The sequence below is a fragment of the Kitasatospora sp. NPDC018619 genome (assembly GCF_044391605.1).
Taxonomy (GTDB): domain Bacteria; phylum Actinomycetota; class Actinomycetes; order Streptomycetales; family Streptomycetaceae; genus Kitasatospora.
Genome location: NZ_JBISAI010000001.1, coordinates 320,900 through 340,458 on the forward strand (window position 1 = coordinate 320,900; position 19,559 = coordinate 340,458).

The 19,559-nt window shown below is 74.6% G+C and carries 16 protein-coding genes; 9 read left to right on the forward strand and 7 right to left on the reverse strand.

Annotated features, from left to right (window positions below):
* Nucleotides 1-75: 75 nt before the first annotated feature.
* Together ACH5AR_RS01180 and ACH5AR_RS01185 are read right to left on the reverse strand one after the other, a co-directional pair.
* Complete coding sequence (locus ACH5AR_RS01180; RefSeq protein ID WP_396299522.1) at nt 76-153, reverse strand: putative leader peptide; 78 nt, start codon at nt 151-153, stop codon at nt 76-78.
* Nucleotides 154-260: 107 nt separating this feature from the next.
* A complete protein-coding gene (locus ACH5AR_RS01185; protein WP_396299260.1) occupies nt 261-3,392 on the reverse strand; it encodes a hypothetical protein in 3,132 nt (1,043 codons plus the stop codon).
* Between the two features lie 559 nt (nt 3,393-3,951).
* Between ACH5AR_RS01185 and ACH5AR_RS01190 the strand changes: the two genes are divergently transcribed.
* The 4 genes from ACH5AR_RS01190 (at nt 3,952) to ACH5AR_RS01205 (ending at nt 9,058) form a co-directional block, all read left to right on the forward strand.
* The gene (locus tag ACH5AR_RS01190) at nt 3,952-4,794 is read left to right on the forward strand and encodes a nitrilase-related carbon-nitrogen hydrolase (protein ID WP_396299261.1); all 843 of its coding nucleotides are present in this window, start codon (nt 3,952-3,954) and stop codon (nt 4,792-4,794) included.
* Between the two features lie 11 nt (nt 4,795-4,805).
* Nucleotides 4,806-6,236, forward strand: coding sequence for a dihydropyrimidinase (hydA, locus tag ACH5AR_RS01195; RefSeq protein ID WP_396299262.1), 1,431 nt, complete (start codon nt 4,806-4,808; stop codon nt 6,234-6,236).
* 150 nt (nt 6,237-6,386) lie between these two features.
* Nucleotides 6,387-7,400 carry a TIGR03842 family LLM class F420-dependent oxidoreductase gene (locus ACH5AR_RS01200; protein WP_396299263.1) on the forward strand — a complete coding sequence of 338 codons (1,014 nt, stop codon included), beginning with the start codon at nt 6,387-6,389 and terminating at the stop codon, nt 7,398-7,400.
* An 89-nt stretch (nt 7,401-7,489) separates the two neighbouring features.
* The gene (locus tag ACH5AR_RS01205) at nt 7,490-9,058 is read left to right on the forward strand and encodes an NCS1 family nucleobase:cation symporter-1 (protein WP_396299264.1); all 1,569 of its coding nucleotides are present in this window, start codon (nt 7,490-7,492) and stop codon (nt 9,056-9,058) included.
* A gap of 58 nt (nt 9,059-9,116) precedes the next feature.
* On the opposite strand, the gene ACH5AR_RS01210 is transcribed toward ACH5AR_RS01205, so the two are convergent.
* Nucleotides 9,117-10,358, reverse strand: coding sequence for a glycosyltransferase (locus tag ACH5AR_RS01210; RefSeq protein WP_396299265.1), 1,242 nt, complete (start codon nt 10,356-10,358; stop codon nt 9,117-9,119).
* 219 nt (nt 10,359-10,577) lie between these two features.
* Between ACH5AR_RS01210 and ACH5AR_RS01215 the strand changes: the two genes are divergently transcribed.
* Together ACH5AR_RS01215 and ACH5AR_RS01220 are read left to right on the forward strand one after the other, a co-directional pair.
* Nucleotides 10,578-10,844 carry a GlsB/YeaQ/YmgE family stress response membrane protein gene (locus ACH5AR_RS01215; protein ID WP_359824894.1) on the forward strand — a complete coding sequence of 89 codons (267 nt, stop codon included), beginning with the start codon at nt 10,578-10,580 and terminating at the stop codon, nt 10,842-10,844.
* A gap of 136 nt (nt 10,845-10,980) precedes the next feature.
* Entirely contained in the window at nt 10,981-11,244 is a 264-nt protein-coding gene (locus tag ACH5AR_RS01220; RefSeq protein WP_396299266.1) for a GlsB/YeaQ/YmgE family stress response membrane protein, read from the forward strand.
* A 133-nt stretch (nt 11,245-11,377) separates the two neighbouring features.
* Here the strand turns inward: ACH5AR_RS01220 and ACH5AR_RS01225 are convergent, their stop codons facing one another.
* The 4 genes from ACH5AR_RS01225 to ACH5AR_RS01240 all read right to left on the reverse strand — a co-directional run bounded on the left by ACH5AR_RS01225 (nt 11,378) and on the right by ACH5AR_RS01240 (nt 14,485).
* On the reverse strand, nt 11,378-11,965 hold the full coding sequence (locus tag ACH5AR_RS01225; RefSeq protein WP_396299267.1) for a TetR family transcriptional regulator: 588 nt from the start codon (nt 11,963-11,965) through the stop codon (nt 11,378-11,380).
* A gap of 104 nt (nt 11,966-12,069) precedes the next feature.
* Nucleotides 12,070-13,005, reverse strand: a complete 936-nt coding sequence (locus ACH5AR_RS01230; protein ID WP_396299523.1) for an aldo/keto reductase — start codon at nt 13,003-13,005, stop codon at nt 12,070-12,072.
* Nucleotides 13,006-13,260: 255 nt separating this feature from the next.
* A complete protein-coding gene (locus tag ACH5AR_RS01235; RefSeq protein ID WP_396299268.1) occupies nt 13,261-13,563 on the reverse strand; it encodes a GNAT family N-acetyltransferase in 303 nt (100 codons plus the stop codon).
* 49 nt (nt 13,564-13,612) lie between these two features.
* A complete protein-coding gene (locus tag ACH5AR_RS01240) occupies nt 13,613-14,485 on the reverse strand; it encodes a class I SAM-dependent methyltransferase (RefSeq protein ID WP_396299269.1) in 873 nt (290 codons plus the stop codon).
* Between the two features lie 269 nt (nt 14,486-14,754).
* Here ACH5AR_RS01240 and ACH5AR_RS01245 point away from each other — a divergent pair, with 269 nt between their 5' ends.
* The 3 genes from ACH5AR_RS01245 (at nt 14,755) to ACH5AR_RS01255 (ending at nt 19,406) form a co-directional block, all read left to right on the forward strand.
* The gene (locus ACH5AR_RS01245; protein ID WP_396299270.1) at nt 14,755-16,176 is read left to right on the forward strand and encodes a sensor histidine kinase; all 1,422 of its coding nucleotides are present in this window, start codon (nt 14,755-14,757) and stop codon (nt 16,174-16,176) included.
* A complete protein-coding gene (locus ACH5AR_RS01250) occupies nt 16,173-16,832 on the forward strand; it encodes a response regulator (protein WP_396299271.1) in 660 nt (219 codons plus the stop codon). The genes ACH5AR_RS01245 and ACH5AR_RS01250 overlap by 4 nt, the downstream gene beginning before the upstream one ends.
* 804 nt (nt 16,833-17,636) lie before the next feature.
* Nucleotides 17,637-19,406: a M20 family metallopeptidase gene (locus ACH5AR_RS01255; RefSeq protein WP_396299272.1), complete on the forward strand. Its 1,770-nt coding sequence runs from the start codon at nt 17,637-17,639 to the stop codon at nt 19,404-19,406.
* The last annotated feature ends 153 nt before the right edge of the window (nt 19,407-19,559 follow it).

The following is a 19,559-nucleotide window of genomic DNA, read 5'->3' on the forward strand; positions in this document are numbered from 1 at the left end:
CGGGGTCAGGACTGCGGGTGCGCGGCGCGGGCCCTGGCAGGCGTCACAGGGCGGGACCGGCGGGGGAGAGCAAGGTCAACAGGCACAGATGGAGCTCGCCTGGCGTCGCAGATCGACGTGCAGGCGGCATACCAGAGTGGCGCCGGTCTCCATGTGCCGGATCCTTCCGGAGCGAACCGGACGAAGTCAAGCCGAACGGGGCCCGCCGCCGTCCGGCGGGCCCGCCGCTGCCTCCTGCGCCCCGGTCCGCCACCCCGCTGCTACTCGCCGGTCGGGCGGCGTGGCGCGGGTGGGGCCGTGGCCGGACCGGGCGCGTCGACGGTGCCCGTCGGCTGCGCGGGCACGGGCCCGGCGGTGCCGGGCGGCGCATCGGCCGGCACGTGTTCGGTTGGCGCCTGCTCGCCCAGCGCCTGCTCGCCCAATGCCCGCTCGCCCAGGCCCAGCGCCTGCTCGATCAGCGGCGCGGCCTGTTCCCCCAGGTGGCGGCCGAGCGTCTGGTAGGCGTCGAACTGCTGGTGGTCGAACCACTGGTCGCTGGTGCGGTCGTTCGGGAAGGCCCGGTTCGCCGTCGCGTAGGCGTGCAACTCGTACGGCATGTCCGGGGTCAGCACCGCCTGGAGGACGACCAGTCTGCCGTGCCGGACGGCCCCGGGGCCCTCGCCCAGGTCCGGGTAGCGGATGGTCCCGGTGACGACGGCACGGGCCGAGAGCCGGGCGGACAGCTGCGCCGCGAGCCCGCGCAGCGGCGGCCCGTCGGCCCGGGCCTCGCCCTCGGCGGGCCGGTCGGCGGCGCTGCCCGGGATCAGCAGCTCGGGCTGGTGCAGGGTGATGGCGATGCCCAGCTCCTCGCGGGCCAGGGTGATCGCGGCGGCCAGGTTGGCGGCGTAGCCGGCGTCCCCGCTGGCGTCGATGCAGACCGCCGTCCGCACCCGGTGCCGCAGCAGCTCGACCAGCCCGAGGTTCTCGTAGTGGCCGCCGTCGGTGGTGAGCAGGAAGCGGTCGTCGGCCGGGAACCGCCCGACCAGCTCCCGCAGGAGGTACGGCAGGCGGCGGACCGCGGGCTGTGCGGGGCGGCGCCAGTCCGGCGCGCCCGTCCAGTCCGGGCCGAGCACCGCCGGGTTGGGCAGCCAGGTGCCGAGCCGGGCGTTGGTCACCGCGAACAGCCGCTGGTAGACCCGGGACTCCCGCCCCATGGCGGAGGAGAAGGCCGCACCGGAGACGGCCATCGCCGACTGCACGGTGAGGTCCCGGGCGACGTGCGGGCGGGTGCGCCGCTCCAGCAGGTCGGTGCGGGCGTACCCGATGTCCGGGCCGCCCACGTAGTCGTACGAGAGCGAGAAGGAGACCGCCGGACGGCCCGGTGGCGTACGGGAGTTGCCCGAGAGGTTGGCCGCCGCGGAGAAGATCACCTGGGGGAAGTCGGGGCGCCGGGCGCCGTAGTGGCTCAGCCACGTCTGCTCCCGGAAGAAGTGGTACGGGCGGGCCAGCGACCGGCCGCCCTCGGTGGCCCGCCGGACCGCGAACGCCGAGGCCAGCCGCAGCCGGTAGAACGGGTGCAGGCTCATCCAGGTCTGGTCGAGGTTCAGCCCGACCCCGCCCAGTACCAGGGGCAGCAGCACCTGGACGGCCGGCGGCCAGGCGTAGCCGGTGGCGACCGCCCAGCCGAGGGCCAGCAGCGCGCCCGCCGTCAGCACCAGGAGGGCGGAGCACACCACGAGCGTCTGGGGGAGGCCGGCGGCGCCACGGGGCCTGCGCGCTCCGTCGGCCGTGCCCCGGCCCGCCCGGCCCGCGGCGGCGCGCGGGGCCGCGCGCCCGGGCGCCCGGCGGTCGCGCCAGAGTATGCCGACCAGCAGCGCCAGATAGCTGAGCGCCACGGTCAGGCCGAGGCCCGCACCGGTCAGCTGCGGGCCCGCCGCCAGTGCGTCCTGCAGCCGCACCGCGCCCCAGGCGAGCCCCGGCACCGCCAGCACCCCGAGCGCCAGGAGGGCGGCGAGGCCGAGCAGGGCGAGGTTGGCCCGGCGCAGCGCGCGCGGCAGCACGGCCTGCCAGCCGAGCGAGGGGAAGACCAGCAGCCAGAGCAGCCAGCACCCGGCGGCCGAGGCCAGCAGGACGCCGCAGGCGGCGAGGGCCGGCGCCCGGAACCCCAGGGGCCCGGGCCCGGCGCCGGCGTGGCGCAGCCCGGCCGCGGCCAGGTGGCTCAGGTCGGTGAGCGGCACGGCCCGGTAGAAGAGGCTCAGCCCGAGGCCGAGGGTCAGCACGGCGGCGAGCAGCAGGGTGAGGGCGGACAGCACCCCGCGCAGCAGCGTCCCGAGGGCGACCAGCCACTCGCCGGCGCCGTCGGCGATGTACTTGCCGTGCCGTCGGAGGTGGTCCTCCTCGGGGGAGCCGGGCTCCAGCACGGTGTCGGCCGTCAGGCCCGAGACGGCGTGCACCGGGCCGCCGGGGGCGGAGTCGCTGAGCGCGAGCTGGAACGCCCCGACGGTGTACCCGCCGCCCGAGACGGAGACCAGGTAGCGGGCGCGTTTCAGCCAGGGCCGCAGCGACTGGAGCGCGCCGAGGGTGACGCAGGCGGAGCGGATGCCGCCACCGGAGACGCAGAAGCCGAGCTCGGCGGGCTCGCGGCCGGGCGGCACCCGGGCGGCGTCGCGCCAGTGGGCGTGCGGGCCGGGAGCGGGCGGCGGTGCGCCGGCGGGGGCGAGCGGGGTGCCAGGCCGGGCGCCGGCCGGTGCCGGGCCGTGCCGGCCGGCGACCGGCCAGGGCGGGATCAGCGCCGGGCGGTCGGGGCAGTCCGCGCCGCCGGCCTTCGCCCCCGCCGGCCGGAGCCCGCGCACGGCGCGGGTGGCGGTCACCAGGAGGACCCCTGCCGCGAGCACTCCGGCGGGCAGGAGCAGCAGCCACTTGACGGCGGCGAGCGCGGTGGCGGCGGCGAAGGGGGCGTCGGAGCCGCCCGCGCCCGGCCGGAGGCCGTCGAGCCCCGCGCGCAGCAGCGCGTCCTCGCCGAGGTCGCAGCAGGCCGCGAGCAGCCCGGCGCCGCCGAGCGCGAGGGCCTGCCGCCGCCGGCGCACCGGCCCGAGCACGTAGCCGCCGACCAGCGCGGCGGCGACCAGCGTCAGCCCGTAGCCGCCGATCAGCCAGCCGTCGGCGCGCAGCGCTGCCAGGTGATCCGCGGCCCGCCCGCCGACCACCGCCTCGGCGGCCGCGCGGGTACCGGCCAGTTGGAGGGCGACGTCCCGCACGTGCGGGGCGCGGCGGTGGAACAGCAGGCCGCCGAGGGCGACCGGCAGGAGCGCGCCGAGGGCGAGCAGCAGGCCGGCCCAGGCGGGCAGAGCGGGCGGCCGCACCACCGGGACCCCGACCGGTGCCGCGCTCGCCGTGCCCGTCGCTCCTGCCATACCCGTCGTACCCGCCGTGCCCGTCGCCTTCGTCGTGCCTGCCCTGCCTGCCGTGCCTGTCGTACCTGCCGTGCCTGTCGTATCCGCCGTGCCTGTCGTTCCCGCCGCCTCCGCCGCGGAATCCGCCACCACCGTCGTCGTCACCCCCGCTCGGCCGCCCCGATCCCCCGTGACCGAGCCGCTGAACTCGCATGGAACCACGACGTGCTGACGCTCCGTGGAGACCGACCGCGATGTCCACGCGGGTCTTACCCCACCCTTGCCGGTTGCGCACCCCGGGCATCGGTTTTCACCCGAACGAGTAAGAAGGTGACAGGTGGGGTAGATCAGCTGTTCATCCCACCCGGGACTGTCCGCGTGTCCGGGAACCAGGTCGCCCCGGATGCGATCGCGCCAACGTATTGTCAGGCCACCGAGGCCGGGCCTACCGTCTACAGATCGCTTCTACGCACGTAGATCCTGTGGTTCCCCGACGGGATCCACGGGTGGGACGCGCCTCGTCAACCCTCAGACCGCCGGCCCGACCGCACGGCCGGGCCGCGGAGTCGCGGAGGTAACCATGTCGCAGATCGTCCGGGCCGCGCTCGTCCAGACCCGCTGGACCGGTGACCAGGAGAGCATGATCGCGCTCCACGAGCGGTACGCCCGCGAGGCCGCCGCCCGGGGCGCGAAGATCATCGGCTTCCAGGAGGTCTTCAACTCCCCGTACTTCTGTCAGGTCCAGGAGGCCGAGCACTACCGCTGGGCCGAGGCCGTCCCCGACGGCCCGACCGTGCGCCGGATGCGGGAACTGGCCCGCGAGCTCGGGCTGGTGATGGTCGTCCCGGTGTACGAGGAGGAGCAGACCGGCGTCTACTACAACACCGCTGCCGTCATCGACGCCGACGGCAGCTACCTCGGCAAGTACCGCAAGCACCACATCCCGCAGGTCAAGGGCTTCTGGGAGAAGTACTACTTCAAGCCCGGAAACCTCGGCTGGCCCGTGTTCGACACCGCCGTCGGCAAGGTCGGGGTGTACATCTGCTACGACCGCCACTTCCCCGAGGGGTGGCGCGCCCTGGGCCTGGCGGGCGCGCAGATCGTCTACAACCCCTCCGCCACCAGCCGCGGCCTGTCCGCCTACCTCTGGCAGCTCGAACAGCCCGCCGCGGCCGTCGCCAACGAGTACTTCGTCGCGGCGATCAACCGCGTCGGCACCGAGGAGTACGGCGACAACGACTTCTACGGCACCTCCTACTTCGTGGACCCGCGCGGCCAGTTCGTCGGCGACGTCGCCTCCGACAAGGAGGAGGAGCTCGTCGTCCGGGACCTCGACCTCGGCCTGATCGAAGAGGTCCGCCGGCAGTGGGCGTTCTACCGGGACCGCCGGCCCGACGCCTACGGACCGCTCGCCGAGGCGTGAGGGGCAGCGCGATGACCACCCGTGACCCGCACCGGCGCACCGTCCTGCGCGGCGGCCTCGTCATCACCGCCACCGAGGAGCTCCACGCCGACGTCCTGATCGAGGGCGAGCGCATCGCCGCCCTCGCCGCCACCGGCAGCTCCGCCGCCGAGGCCTGGACGGCCGACACCGTCATCGACGCCACCGGCCACTACGTCATCCCGGGCGGCGTCGACGCCCACACCCACATGGAGCTGCCGTTCGGCGGCACGGCGGCCTCCGACACCTTCGAGACCGGCACCCGGGCCGCGGCCTGGGGCGGCACCACCACCATCGTGGACTTCGCCGTCCAGCCGGTCGGCGGCTCGCTGCGCGAGGGCCTGGACACCTGGCACGCCAAGGCCGAGGGCAACTGCGCGATCGACTACGCGTTCCACACCATCGTCTCCGACGTCAACGACGCCGTCCTGAAGGAGATGGACGCCCTCGTGGACTCCGGTGAGTCCACCTCCTTCAAGCTCTTCATGGCCTACCCCGGCGTCTTCTACAGCGACGACGGCCGCATCCTGCGGGCGATGCAGCGCGGCGCCGTCAACGGCGGGCTGATCATGATGCACGCGGAGAACGGCATCGCCATCGACGTCCTGGTCGAGCAGGCGCTCGCCGCCGGGCGGACGGCTCCGCGCCACCACGGCGAGGTCCGGCGCGAACTGCTGGAGGCCGAGGCCACGCACCGGGCGATCAAGCTCGCCCAGGTCGCCGGCAGCCCGCTCTACGTGGTGCACGTCTCCGCAGCCGCCGCGCTCGCCGAACTCGCCGCGGCCCGGGACGCGGGCCTCAACGTCTTCGGCGAGACCTGCCCGCAGTACCTCTTCCTCTCCACCGACAACCTCGCCGAGGAGGGCGCCGACGGCTTCGAGGGCGCCAAGTACGTGTGCAGCACGCCGCTCAGGCCGCGCGAGCACCAGGAGGCGCTCTGGCGCGGGCTGCGCACCAACGACCTCCAGGTGGTCTCCACCGACCACTGCCCGTTCTGCTTCGTCGGCCAGAAGGAGCTGGGCCGGGGCGACTTCTCGAAGATCCCCAACGGCCTGCCGGGCGTCGAGAACCGGATGGACCTGCTCCACCAGGCCGTGGTGGACGGGCACATCAGCCGGCGCCGCTGGGTCGAGATCGCCTGCACCACCCCGGCCCGGATGTTCGGCCTGCACCCGCGCAAGGGCACCGTCGCTCCGGGCGCCGACGCCGACCTGGTCGTCTACGACCCCACCGCGGTGCAGACCGTCTCCGCCGCGACCCACCACATGAACGTGGACTACTCGGCCTACGAGGGCCGCCGGCTCACCGGCCGGGCCCGGACGGTGATTTCGCGCGGCACCGTCGTGCTGGACGGCGGCGACTGGCTCGGCCGGGCCGGCCACGGCACCTTCCTGCACCGGGACACCTGCCAGTACCTGCTCTGAGCCCACTGCCCGCGCCCCCTGAACCGCCCGGCCTGCCAACGTCCGCCTGTCGTAACGCCGGTCGCCGTCCGCCCGGTCGCCGTCCGCCCGGTCGCCGCCCGAACCGACCGGCGACCGGCGGCGGCCGAACCCCGTCACCTGGAGCCCCTCATGGACATCGGCCTCGTCCTTCAGACCGACCCGCCCGCCCGGCTGCTCATCGACCGGATGATCCGCGCCGAGCAGGCCGGGTTCAGCCACGGCTGGACCTTCGACTCCTGCGTGCTGTGGCAGGAGCCCTTCGTCGTCTACAGCCGCATCCTCGCCGAGACCGAGCGGATGACCGTCGGCCCGATGGTCACCAACCCCGGCACCCGGACGTGGGAGGTGACCGCGTCCACGTTCGCCACGCTCAACGACATGTACGGCAACCGGACGGTCTGCGGCATCGGCCGCGGCGACTCCGCCATGCGGGTCGCCGGGCGGCCGCCCGCCACCCTCGCCCGGCTGTCCGAAGCCATGTACGCCATCAAGGAGTTGGCCGAGGGCCGGACCGCCGAGGTGGACGGCACCGAGATGCGCCTGCCGTGGGTCCGCGAGGGTGCCTCGCTGCCGATCTGGATGGGCGCGTACGGGCCGAAGGCGCTGAAGCTGACCGGACGTCAAGCGGATGGTTATATCCTCCAGTTGGCCGACCCGTACCTCACCGAGTTCATGGTCAAGGCGGTACGGTCCGCTGCCGTCGAGGCCGGCCGGGACCCGGACTCCGTCACCGTCTGCGTGGCCGCCCCGGCCTACGTCACGGCCGACGACTCGCCCGAGGCGCTCGCCCACGCCCGTGAACAGTGCCGCTGGTTCGGCGGGATGGTGGGCAACCACGTGGCCGACCTGGTCAGCCACTACGGCGAGCACTCCGACCTGGTGCCGGCGGCGCTCACCGACTACATCAAGGACCGCCAGGGCTACGACTACAGCCACCACGGGCGGGCCGGCAACCCGGACACCGCCTTCGTCCCGGACGGGATCATCGACCGCTTCTGCCTCATCGGCCCGGCGCAGGCGCAGCGGGACCGGCTGGCGGAGCTCCGCTCGCTCGGCGTGGACCAGTTCGCCGTCTACGCCATGCACGACGCCATCGAGGCCACCATCGACGCGTACGGGGCGGACGTCATCCCGCACCTGTGACGGCGGGCCCGTCGCGCCGTTCGTGAGCCCGCCTCCGCACCTCATCCGAGCCCAGCCGCGGATCCGGCCGCGGCGGACGGGAGTTGACCGTGACCGAAACCGCGACCGGCGACAGCGGCGGCAGGCAACGGCGCCGCCCCGACGGCCGGGCCGAGGCCGGCCCGGCCGTCGGTGACCTGCCTCCCAACGGCTTCACCAGCGAGGACCTGCGGCCGGTCCCGGTGGAACGGCGCACCTGGACCACGTACAACTTCCTCGCGCTCTGGGTCGGCATGGCCCACAACATCCCGTCCTGGACGCTGGCTTCGGGGCTGGTCGCGCTCGGGATGGACTGGAAGCAGGCGGTGCTGACCATCGCGCTCGCCAACCTCGTCGTCCTGGGCCCGATGCTGCTCACCGGGCACGCCGGCACGAAGTACGGCATCCCCTTCCCGGTGTTCGCCCGGGCAGCCTTCGGGTTGCGCGGTGCCAACCTGCCCGCCCTGCTGCGGGCCGCGGTGGCCTGTGCCTGGTTCGGCATCCAGACCTGGATCGGCGGCGAGGGCATCTTCCTGCTGGCGGGCAGGTTGTTCGGCGAATCCTGGCGGACGGCCGGTGAGCTGGGCGGCTACCCGTGGACGCAGTGGCTCTCCTTCCTGCTGTTCTGGCTGATCGAGATGGCCGTCATCGCGCGCGGGATGGACGCACTGCGGCGGTTCGAGAACTGGGCGGCCCCGTTCGTCATCGTCGGCGCGCTGGCGCTGCTGGGGTGGATCACCGTCAAGGCGGGCGGGTTCGGGCCGCTGCTCGACCAGCCGTCCAGGCTGGGGTGGGGCGGCGGCTTCTGGAAGGTCTTCCTCCCGGCACTGATGGGCATGATCGGGTTCTGGTCCACCCTCTCGCTGAACATCCCCGACTTCACCCGCTTCGGCGGCAGCCAGCGGGCCCAGGTGCGCGGGCAGGCCCTCGGCCTGCCGACCACGATGACGCTCTTCGCGTTGCTGTCCGTGCTGGTCACCTCGGGCTCCGAGGCGGTCTACGGGGTGCCGGTGTGGGATCCGATCCAGCTGGCCGCCAGGATGGAGAACCCGGTCGGCATCCTGTTCGCGCTGCTGACCGTGCTGGTCGCCACGCTGTCGGTGAACATCGCCGCCAACGTCGTCTCGCCCGCCTACGACCTCGCCAACCTGCTGCCCCGCCTGGTGACCTTCCGCACGGGTGCGCTGATCACCGGGGTGGTGGGGATCGTGATCTTCCCCTGGCGGCTGATCGCCGATCCGCACGTGTACATCTTCACCTGGCTGGGGGTGGTCGGCGGCCTGCTCGGCACGGTCGGCGGCGTGCTGATCGCCGACTACTGGGTGCTGCGCCGCACCCGCCTTCGGGTCGTCGAGCTGTACCGCCCGGGCGGGGCGTACTGGTACACGGCGGGCTGGAACTGGCGGGCCGTCGCGGCGCTGCTGGTGGGCGGCGTCCTGGCCGTCGGCGGCTCGTACTCCGCCGTCGATGCCAAGGGCGCGAAGCAGGGCCCCTTCCCGGCGGACGGCCTGATCCCCGTCCTCAGGCCGCTCGCCGACTTCGGTTGGGCGGTCGGGCTGGCGGCGGCGGCCGTGGTGTACCTGGGACTGAGCGGGGTGTTCGGGCGGGAGGAGCGGGAGCAGAGGACGGCTGACAGATGACAGCTGACAGATTTCGAAATCTGTCAGCTGTCATCTGTCTTCTGCCGGCTGTCTGCCGTCACCTGTTCGCCGCCCGTTCGACCGCGGCGAGGACCTTGGCCGCGCCGTCCTCGGCGGCCAGTTCGGCGGCGAGGGCCCGGGCGCGGGCGCGGTAGCGGTGGTCGTCGAGGGCCAGGCGGAGGGCGGCGGCGAGGCGGGCGGGGGTGAGGGAGCGGAAGGGGACGGCGCCGGGGGAGACACCGAGCGCGGCCAGGCGGGCGGACCAGAACGGTGCGTCGAGCTGGGCGGGCACGGGGATGCTCGGAGTCCCGGCGCGCAGGGCGGCGGCCGTGGTGCCGGCGCCCGCGTGGTGGACCACGGCGGCCGTCCGGGGGAAGAGCCAGTCGTGCGGGGTGTCGCCGATGGTCAGGACGGACTCCGAGTCCGCGGCGGTCAGTTCGCTCCAGCCCGACTGGAGGAGCAGGCGCACCCGCGCGGCCCGGGCCGCGGCGAGGACGGTCGCGGTGAGCCGCTCGGCGTCGGGGACGACCAGGCTGCCGAAGCCGACGAACACCGGCGGCGGCCCGGCGGCGAGGAAGTCGAGCAGCCGGGCCGGGGGTTGCCAGTCCGGTCGGCGGGCCGGCCACCAGTAACCCGCCACGTCCAGGCGGGGGTGCCAGTCCGTCGGCCGGGGCACCACCAGCGGTGAGAAGCCGTGCAGGACGGGGAGGTTGCGTCGGGCCCGGGCGATGCCGAGGGGTGGCAGCCCGAGCCGGCGGCGCAGTTCGCGGACTGCCGGGACGAACAGCTGGTCGGTCGCGGTCTGGACGGCGTGCCCGGCGAGCAGGTTGCCGGACCGGCCGAGCGATCGGGTGCCGGTCACGGCGGGCGCGAACTCCCGGGTGGGCGCGAGGGGTTGGAGGTACAGCCCGATGCTGGGGATGCCGGCCGCCTCGGCGGCGGCCTGGCCGAGTGCGCTGGTGGTGCTGGTGGTCAGCAGCAGGTCGGCGCCGCGGGCCGTGGCGTCGGCGATGCCGTCGCCGAGCGCGGGCATGGCCTTCCGTCCGAGCCGCAGGAGGTGCAGGACGGCGCTCGGACCGCCGCCGGCCCGCAGCAGGCGCCGGCCCTCGGCGGACGCGAGTTCGGCGCGCGGGTCGACCGGCAGCGGGCGGAACTCCAGCCCGGCGGCCCGGACCGACTCGGCGAAGATGTCGTGGGTGGCGACGGCCACCTGGTGTCCGGCCGCCCGCAGGCGGGCGCCGAGCCCGGTGAAGGGCGCGATGTCGCCCCGGGAGCCGGCGGTGGCGATCAGGATGCGCATGGCCGCAGTATTCCGGTGCCGGGCGACCGGCCGACAGGTGCCACGCGCGGGTGGGCCCCGCGCGTCGGCCGGAGCCGGTCCCGGTGCCACGGGCGGCCGAGCCGGGTGGTGGGAAGGGGCGGCGGCCCGGGGTGGGAACCGGGTGCCGGCCGCCGGCGTCGTAGGGAGTAGTGCGGACGGGACGGGGCCGTCACGCCTCGGATGGGGAGGGGACGACGGATGAGCATCGTCGCGTGGATCGTGCTGGGCCTGCTGGCGGGCGGGCTGGCCAAGCTGCTGCTGCCGGGGAAGGACCCGGGCGGCCTGATCGTGACCACCCTGATCGGCATCGCCGGGTCGTTCGTCGGCGGCTGGATCGCTTCGCACTTCCTGCACCGTTCGGTCACCGCGCACTTCTTCGATGCGGCGACCTGGGTCTCCGCGATCGGCGGCGCCCTGGTGCTGCTGATCATCTACCGACTGCTGTTCGGCAACTCCCGCCGCTGACCGACGGGTTCGGCGCGGCTCCGGCGCTCCCGGCGGCCGGTTCGGGGGAACGGTGTGGTCCCCCCGTTCGTCCTTCCGGTCGGACCCGGGCGGGGGCGCGACGGGGTCGGCACACCGATGACGCAAGGGGCGGCGGATGAGCTGGATGGCGTGGATCGTGCTGGGCCTGGTGTCGGGGACGCTGGCCCGGATGGCGATGTCGAGGGGAGAGCGCGGCCTGGTCGGCAGCACCCTGATCGGCATCACCGGCTCCTACATCGGCACCTGGATCGTCTCGCGCTGGATGCACGGGACGGTGAAGGTGAGCTTCCTCGACGTCACGACCTGGGTCTCGGCGATCGGTGGCGCCATGGTGCTGCTCCTCGGCTGGCGGGTGCTCCGCTTCCTCGCCCGGCGCTGAGCGCGAAGGCCGACCGCGGCGGCTGCCCAGGGAGTCGGCCGCGAAGGCCGAGCGCGGAAGGCCGGTGGAGGGGGCGGGGGCCGGCGGGCGGTGGAGAGGTCCGCTCGCCGGCGCCTCGGTCACCGGTGGGTGGTCACTTGGCCTTCAGGCCGCCGAGGACGAGCTTCCAGACGCTCTCGAACCGGTCGTCGACCCCGGCCGTGGACCAGGTCGACGCGTAGGCCGGGTCGTGGAAGGGGCCGGTGGCGTCGAAGACGGCGCGGGCGGTGTTGCGGATGTGGGCGAGCTTGAACTCCTTGCCCTCCATCCCCTCGGCGACGATCCGCCCGATCTGCGTGACCAGGGTGTCGATGTGGGCGTCCACCAGGCCGCTGTTCTCCTCGACCAGCACCATGTAGGTGGCGAACAGCTCCGGGTCGTCCAGCGCCTTCTTCCGCTTGGCCGCGAACAGCGTCGTCAGCCAGCGGTGCAGGCGGTCGGCGGCGGGGCCGCCCTCGTCGGAGATGGCCGCCAGCTCGTGGTGCGCCTGGTCGAGCCAGCGCTCGGTGACCGCCTCGCGCAGTGCGGCCTTGCTCGGGAAATGGCGGTAGACGCTGCTGTGGCTGACACCGAGGATGCGGGCGACGTCCACGACGGTGGTTTTGGCCGGGCCGAACCGCCGGAGGACGTCCTCCGCCGCGATCAGGATCTGCTCGGCGGTGAGTGTGGTGTCCGTGGTCACGGGGAGGTCCGTCCTTAGGGTCGTGCGGTCGGGTCGTGCGGCCGCCGTGCGGCGACGGCACCGGGGTGCGGTCGGCGGCGCGGTCGGCGATCGGGGTGGTGCGGTCAGCGCTCGCTGTCCAGGTGGGCCATCTGTGCGGCAGCGTACCGGTCGCCGGCGGCGGAGCCGGCGGGGACGGCGGCCTCGATGGCGGCGAGGTCGGCCGCGGTCAGCGTGAGGTCCAGCACGCCGAGGGCCTCGGTCAGCCGGTCCCGGCGGCGGGCGCCCACCAGCGGGACGACGTCCTGGCCGCGGGAGGCCACCCAGGCGATGGCGACCTGGGCGACGGTCGCGCCCCGGGCGGCGGCGATCTCGCGCAGGGCCTCGACCAGCGCCAGGTTGTGGTCCAGGTTCTCGCCCTGGAAGCGCGGGCTGTGGCTGCGGAAGTCGGTGCCGGTGAGGGCGCGGCCCCGGTCCCAGTGGCCGCTGAGCAGGCCGCGGGAGAGCACGCCGTACGCGGTGACGCCGATGCCGAGCTCGCGGGCGGCGGGCAGGACGGCGGTCTCGATCGAGCGGGACAGGAGCGAGTACTCGAACTGGACGTCGCTGATGGGGTGGACGGCTGCGGCCCGGCGCAGGGTGTCGGCGCCGACCTCGGAGAGTCCGATGTGGCGGACGTAGCCGGCCTTCACCAGGTCGGCGATGGTGCCGACGGTCTCCTCGATCGGGACGTTCGGGTCCAGCCGGGCCGGGCGGTAGACGTCGACGTGGTCGGTGCCCAGGCGGCGCAGGGTGTAGGAGAGCGCGGTCCGGGTGGCGGCGGGGCTCGCGTCGAAGCCGAGCCACTGGCCGTCCGGGCCGCGCTGGGCGCCGAACTTCACGCTGATCTGCACGTTCTCGCGGTCGCGGCCGCGCAGGGCCTCGTGGATCAGCAGCTCGTTGTGGCCCATGCCGTAGAAGTCGCCGGTGTCGAGGAGGGTGACCCCGGCGTCGAGTGCGGCGTGGATGGTGGCGATGCTCTCGGCCTCGTCGGCCGGGCCGTACAGGTCGGACATGCCCATGCAGCCGAGGCCGAGAGCCGAGGTGACCGGGCCGGTGGTGCCGAGGGTGCGCTGGGCGGGGCGGGTGTACGTGGACACGGGTGCTCCAGGGGAGGGGTGCGGTGCCGGGAGGTACGGGGCAGGGGGACCCGAGTGCCACTATGGCACGACAGCGAACAGATTTCAAAATCTGTTCGCTGTCGTCTGTTATCTGAAAGTTGAAATCTGTCGATTGTCATCTGTTCGGACGGCTGCGTCGGCCCGCGGGCCGGCCCGTCAATCGGAGACGCCGCCGCGGTTCTCGTACGCCAGGTCGGCGTACTCGGGGTGTCGGAGCATCCAGCCCTTGATGAAGGGGCAGGTGGCCAGCACGGACAGGCCGCGGGCCCGGGCGTCGTCCAGGGCCGCGCGGGCCAGCGCGCTGCCGATGCCCCGGCCCTCGAAGGCGGGCTCGACCACGGTGTGCGGGTAGACCACCAACTGGTCCATGCGCAGGTACTCGGCGAAGCCCGCCGACTCGTCGTCCTCCCAGGCCTCGAAGCGGTTCCGGGCTTCCACGTCACGTACCGAGAGGGTCATCGCGGCTCCTCACTGCCGGAGAGTCGGAGCCGGGGCCGGCCCCGGTCCATCATCGGGCGGCCCGGGCGGGCCCGCCCGCTGGTCCGGCCGCAGTCTCGTTCCCGGCCGCCGGGCTTCCGTCCGCCGTCTCGTTCCCGTCCGCGGGGCTTCCGTCCGCCGGGGTCGCGGCCGGCGACCAGGTCTCGCGCCCGCCCGGTGCCCGGAGCAGGTGGGCGCGGGCGGGCGGCACATTGCGCCACACCGTGCGCCGGCCCAGCCCGTACGCTTCCTCGAACCGCCGCAGCAGTCGGACCACCGCCCGGTGGCGGGCGCCCCGGCGCGGGCCCGAGGTGAGGGTGCGCGCGGTCGTCGTGCCGAGGTACCCGAAGTACGTCAGCTCGCCGCCGGGCACCAGGAGCCGCAGGTAGAGGTCGAGGAGGTCGCGCACCTGGGCGGGCTCGAAGTTGGTGAACGGCAGCCCGGACACGATCACGTCGTACCGCTGGGCACGGCCCTCGGCCCCGTCCCCTTCCGGCGCCGGCGGGCGGCACTCCGGCAGCTCCTCGACCCGGCAGGCCGACAGCCGCAGGCCGACCCCGGGGTGCCGCGCGGCCAGGACCGGGTCCTCCCGCAGCCGTTCGGCGAACCGCGGGTTGGCCTCGACGACGTGCAACCGGTCCCCGGGGCGCAGCACTTGGGCCAGCCGACGGGTCACCACGCCCGTACCGGCGCCGACCTCCAGCACCGAGATCGGTCGGTTCGGACGGCTGGTGACCGGCACCACCAGCGCGTTCACCAGCGCCGGCCCGCTCGGGGCCAGCGCGCCGGTGTCGTGGAAGGTGCGCAGCGCCTCCGAGAGGAACAGCAGGTGGTCCCCGCCGGCGGGCGAACCGTACGGGGGAGAAGGGGAGTTCGGGCGGTCGAGGAACCGGTCTGTGGTCATGCCGTCGACGCTAGGCAGGGCGCGGTCGCAGCGGATCGGCCGGTCAGCGGCGCCGACCCCTGACGAAAGTCGAGGGTGCGGTTAGCCGGAAGACAGGGGCGTCCGGCGGCCGGGCGCCCCTAGCATCGAGCCCGACGTCCCCGAGGCCGGGCGTGCGGAAGCGCGAACGTGCGGAGGGCTTCCGCAGCGTTCCCGGGGGCTTCGTCCGGAGCGCTTTCGAAGGGCCTCCGGAGCGAGGGAGAGGAAGGAGGAGTGCCGTGCGCAGGAGTGTGCTCGGATGGTACGGGCCGGACCACCGGGCGGGGACGGACACGTTGCTGCTGCTCGGCGTCCTCGGCCTGGCCGTCGAGGAGGCCGTGATCCAGTGGGTGCGGTCCGACGGCCCGCTGCGCCTGCCGCGCGCGGTCGTCGCCGCGCTCGCCGCGCTCTCGCTGCTCTTCGCCCGCCGCTACCCGGTCGCCTCGGCCGTGCTGCCGGTCCTCACGGGCGGGCTGTTGAACCGGGCCTTCCCCGGTCTGTTCAGCATCTTCCACCTCGCCTACCTCGGCCGGCCCGGCCAGGCGATGGTGGGCGGCACGGTCATCGCGGTCACCAGCGCGACGGGCGCGGACTCGCTGGTGGGGTGGGCCGGCACGACCGGCTCCCAACTCCTGGTCCAGGCGGCCATCCTGGCGGTCGGCCTGTGGCTGCACGGCAGACGGGTGCTGATCCGCACCCTGCACGAGCAGGTCGCCGCGCTGCGGCGGGAGCGGGAGCTGCGCGCCGAACAGGCCCGGGCCGCCGAACGCGCCCGGATCGCCCGGGAGATGCACGACGTGCTCGCCCACCGGCTCAGCCTCCTGGTCCTGCACGCCGGGGTGCTGCGCGACCAGGCCAGGGCCGGCACCGTCGCCGCGGACCAGGACCGGCTGACGCACCGCCTCGAACTGCTGCGCACCACCGCGGCCCGATCGCTCGACGACCTGCGCGACGTCCTGGGAGCGCTGCGCGCCGACCCACCGGCCGCTCCTGCCCCGCAGGACGGTGCTCCAGGGGCCGCCGAGGGCGGGCGTGTCGCGGCGCCCGCCCTGCGCGACCTCACCGAGCTCGTCGGTGAGGCGACCCAGGCCGGTCAGCAGGTCGAACTCACCCTCTCCGGAGATCCGGAGACGGTCCCGACCACTCACCGGCTGGCGGTGCACCGGCTGGTCCAGGAGGCGCTGACCAACGCCCGCAAGTACGCGCACGCGGCCCCCGTCACCGTCCGGGTCGGCTACGGGGCACCGGCGACGACGGTCGAGGTGCGCAACGGTCCGGGCCGGGCGTCGCCGGTCGAGCCGGCGACCGGCGGCGGGTACGGGCTGGTGGGGCTGGCCGAACGGGTCGACGCCCTCGGCGGCCACCTCGACGCCGGTCCGGACGGTGGCGGCGGCTTCCGCCTCGCCGCCCGGTTGCCCGCGCCCGACCGCCCGCCGAGAGCGGCGCCCGCCCCGGCCCCCGCCGGTGGTGACGGACCGGCGCGACCATCGAAGCGAGAGGCGCGAGAGGCGCACGGGGTGCAAGGGCCGGGGAGTCCGGTCCAGCCGAAGCGGCCGGTAGAGCCGGTAGAGCCGGTAGGGCCGATGCCGGTGAAGCGCGCCGGGCACAGAGAGCGGGCGGAGCACATGGACAGGGAACCGAAGCCGGAGCCACACCCGGAGGACGCCGCATGATCCGAACCATGGTGGTCGACGACGACGCGCTGGTCCGTCTCGGCCTGGTCGACCTCCTGGCGCAGGACCCGGCGCTCACCGTGGTCGCGGAGGCCGCCGACGGGTTGCAGGCCGTCGAGCTGGCCGCCGGCCGACGGATCGACGTCGCGCTGATGGACATCCGGATGCCCCGGCTCGACGGGATCGCCGCCACCCGGCGGCTGCGCGAACTGCCCGACGGTCCCCGGGTCATCGCCCTCACCACCTTCGACCTGGACGAGTACGTGTACCAGGCGCTCGCGGCCGGGGCGGACGGCTTCCTGCTGAAGGACACCCCGCCCGCGGAGATCGCCCGGGCCGTCCACGTCGTCGCGGGCGGCCAGGGGATGCTGCACCCGGCGGCGGCGCGGCGGCTGATCGACCGCTACCACCGGGTCGGAGCGCCACGGGCGGTGGCCGCCCGCGGCCGGGTCGCCGGGCTCACCCCGCGGGAGACGGACGTCCTGCGCGAACTCGCCGACGGGCTCTCCAACGCCGAGATCGCCGGCGTGCTCGGAATGCGCGAGAGCACCGTCAAGGCGCACGTCAGCCGGATCCTGACCGGGCTCGGAGTCGGCAACCGCGTCCAGGCGGCGTTGCTCGCACGGGATGCCGGGCTGGTGGGCGACGGCGGCTGAGGGCGGACGGACGAGAACGGTCGAAGGGGGCCGCGCGTGCGCCCGGTGCGCCCGCGCACGTCCGCGTACGCTCGCGCTCGGGCGCCGTCCACTCCGCCCCGGTGCCGTTCCGGCGAGCCCCCGGGGGAGCAGCTGAGGCACGGCAGGGCTCGGTGGAGCACATCGGGGCACGGCAGCGACCGGTGTTCACGCAGGCGTTCCCCGGATGTCGCCCGGGATTCGGGGCGGGCGTCGGAGCGGGCTTCCCTGAGCCGCCGTGTGCCCCCGGTTCGTACCGCATGCTGAGCCGCTGTCACCCATCCGGCGTGGAAATGCCGTGCCTTGGCCGTTTGCGCTGCCGAACCGGTGCGGCGGGTCCATGGTGGAGATGGGCGCGATCCGGCGACCGCGTCCGCGCGCCGATCCAGGCCCGCACGCCGAGCGCCCGCGCCGAACGCGGCCGGGCGATGTCCGAAGCGGGGCCCGGTAGCGGCACGCTGGGAGCAGGGCCACCTCGCAGGAAACCGAACGGTTCTTCTAGGCTCACATCTCGGCTTCCCTGCGACGGTCCGGCCACTGCGCCCGCCGCCAGGAGGCCGCCGTCCACGGGGCTCCGGGCGGACCGGGGCCACCGGATCGAGCGAGGAGGACGCACATGCCAAGCACGCCGCCCAACCGTTCCACCGTACTTGGGCCAGACGGGCCGATCGGGGGAGCCGCCCGTCGGCCCGGCCGGCCGGTGCGCTCCGGCCGGGCCTGGTGCCCGGGCGGGATCGGTCGGCCGGTACGGCCGCTGTATACCGGCGGCGGCCGCGGAGGCGAGCGTTGAGTCCGCAGACCGTCGGGTCGCCCGCCGTACCGGGCGCCGCCGCGGAGCCGGACCCGACGCCGGCCACCGTTCCGGCCGCCGCCGACGGCGGGGCGCTTGCCGCTTCGGGTGCCGCCATGGCCCCCGCTCCCGGGACCATCGCCGGCCCCGGCACCGCCGCCGACCCCTCCGCCGCGGCCTCTGCCGCCACCTCCGCCGTCGCCCCGGTGGGCACGGCAACTGCCGCTGCGGCTCCGCCCGCTACGGTTCCCGCCGCTCCGCTCCAGGCCGCCGCGGCCGCGTCCAGTGCCGCGAAGACCGCCGCGGTCAAGGCAGCCGTCGCCAAGACCGCAGCAACCAAGACCGCAGCAGCCAGGACCACGACCGCCACAGCCGCCACGGCCGCCAAGTCCGGCCTCACGAAGTCCGCCCTCACCGCACCCGTCGTCGCGAAGGCCGCGGGGGCCGGTACGGCGGGTGCCGTCACCGCAGGGGCGAAGGCCGCCGTGGCGAAGACCACTGTGGCGAAGACCGCTGGGACGAAGACCGTGGGGGCGAAGCCGACGACGGGCACGGCCGCCACCGTCTCGCCCGGAGCTCCCGTCGTCACCACGGCGCTGCCCGGTGTGCCGCAGGCCCTCAGCGCCCGGGCCCGTACCCTCGCCGGAGCCGTCCGGCATCGCTGCGCCGACCTGGCGCGGATCGAGTCACCCAGCGGTGACGCTGCCCGACTCGACGCCCTTGCCGAGGAGTTGGCGGCGGGCTTCCGCGCCACCGGCGCCACCGCCCGGCGTGAGCCCGGGCCGGCCGGAGACCACCTCGTGCTGGAGTGGGAGGGCCGGGACGAGTCCCTGCCGCATCTGCTGATCGTCGGGCACCACGACACCGTCTGGCCGGTCGGCACCCTCGCGGAGTGGCCGGTGACCGAACAGGACGGCCGGCTCACCGGCCCCGGGGTGGTCGACATGAAGGGCGGACTCGCCATCCTGGAGGGGGCGTTGTCACTGCTCGCGGACCTCGGTGAGCGTCCGCACCGGACGGTCCGGCTGGTCGTGGTCTCGGACGAGGAGGTGGGCAGCCCGGACGGGCGGCGCCTGGTCGAGCGCCAGCTGCGCGGCGCCGCCGCCGTGCTGGGGCTCGAACCGCCGCACCCCGACGGTCGGCTGAAGACCGCCCGGCGCGGCAGTACCCGGGTACGGCTCACCGTGACCGGCCGTGAGGCGCACGCGGGCAACGACGCCCATGACGGAGTGTCCGCGGTCGATGAACTGGTCGACCAGCTCGTGCTGGTGCGCGGCCTCGCGGGCCAGCCCGGAACGGAGCTCAACGCCGGGCGGATCAGTGGTGGTTCGCGCGCCAACGTGGTCGCCGGCCGGGCCGAGGCCGAGCTGGGGCTGCGCTTCGCCACCGTCGAGGCGCAGCGCCGCACGCTCGACCACCTCGCCCGGCTCACCGCGCTGCGTCCGGGCGCCCGGGTCCGTACGGAGGTGCTGTCCAGCCGTCCGGCCTGGCCCGAGCGGACCGGCAACCCGCTGCTGCGGCACGTGCGTTCGCTGGCCGCGGTGCTCGGGCAGCAACTGGACGGCGCTCCGGCGGGCGGGGCGGGGGACACCAACCTGCCGGGCTCGCGCGGGCTCCCGACCCTGGACGGCTTCGGCGCGGTGGGTGCCGGGGCCCATGCCCGGCACGAGCACATCCGGATCGACCAGATCGCGCCACGGATCGCCCTGCTGGCGGGGCTGCTCGCCGTGCCTCTGCCGCGCCTGCGCGACCGCGCGGAGGGGTGAGCCGGCGGTGAGCCGCTGACGGCCGGCGGCCGCGGACAGCAACAAGCAACAGGGGACAGGTAGCCGAGGAGAGCGAACAGAGAACAGGGAACAGCGAACAGAGAACAGCGAACAGAGTGCAGCCGACAGATAACAGCTGACAGATTCTGAAAT

Excerpts from the sequence above, each read along its gene's own strand:
- ACH5AR_RS01180 (WP_396299522.1), bottom strand. The coding sequence starts at position 153 with ATGGAGACCGGCGCCACTCTGGTATGCCGCCTGCACGTCGATCTGCGA.
- ACH5AR_RS01185 (WP_396299260.1), bottom strand. The coding sequence starts at position 3,392 with ATGGCAGGAGCGACGGGCACGGCGAGCGCGGCACCGGTCGGGGTCCCG.
- ACH5AR_RS01190 (WP_396299261.1), top strand. The coding sequence starts at position 3,952 with ATGTCGCAGATCGTCCGGGCCGCGCTCGTCCAGACCCGCTGGACCGGT.
- hydA (WP_396299262.1), top strand. The coding sequence starts at position 4,806 with ATGACCACCCGTGACCCGCACCGGCGCACCGTCCTGCGCGGCGGCCTC.
- ACH5AR_RS01200 (WP_396299263.1), top strand. The coding sequence starts at position 6,387 with ATGGACATCGGCCTCGTCCTTCAGACCGACCCGCCCGCCCGGCTGCTC.
- ACH5AR_RS01210 (WP_396299265.1), bottom strand. The coding sequence starts at position 10,358 with ATGCGCATCCTGATCGCCACCGCCGGCTCCCGGGGCGACATCGCGCCC.
- ACH5AR_RS01215 (WP_359824894.1), top strand. The coding sequence starts at position 10,578 with ATGAGCATCGTCGCGTGGATCGTGCTGGGCCTGCTGGCGGGCGGGCTG.
- ACH5AR_RS01220 (WP_396299266.1), top strand. The coding sequence starts at position 10,981 with ATGAGCTGGATGGCGTGGATCGTGCTGGGCCTGGTGTCGGGGACGCTG.
- ACH5AR_RS01230 (WP_396299523.1), bottom strand. The coding sequence starts at position 13,005 with ATGGGCATGTCCGACCTGTACGGCCCGGCCGACGAGGCCGAGAGCATC.
- ACH5AR_RS01235 (WP_396299268.1), bottom strand. The coding sequence starts at position 13,563 with ATGACCCTCTCGGTACGTGACGTGGAAGCCCGGAACCGCTTCGAGGCC.
- ACH5AR_RS01240 (WP_396299269.1), bottom strand. The coding sequence starts at position 14,485 with ATGACCACAGACCGGTTCCTCGACCGCCCGAACTCCCCTTCTCCCCCG.
- ACH5AR_RS01250 (WP_396299271.1), top strand. The coding sequence starts at position 16,173 with ATGATCCGAACCATGGTGGTCGACGACGACGCGCTGGTCCGTCTCGGC.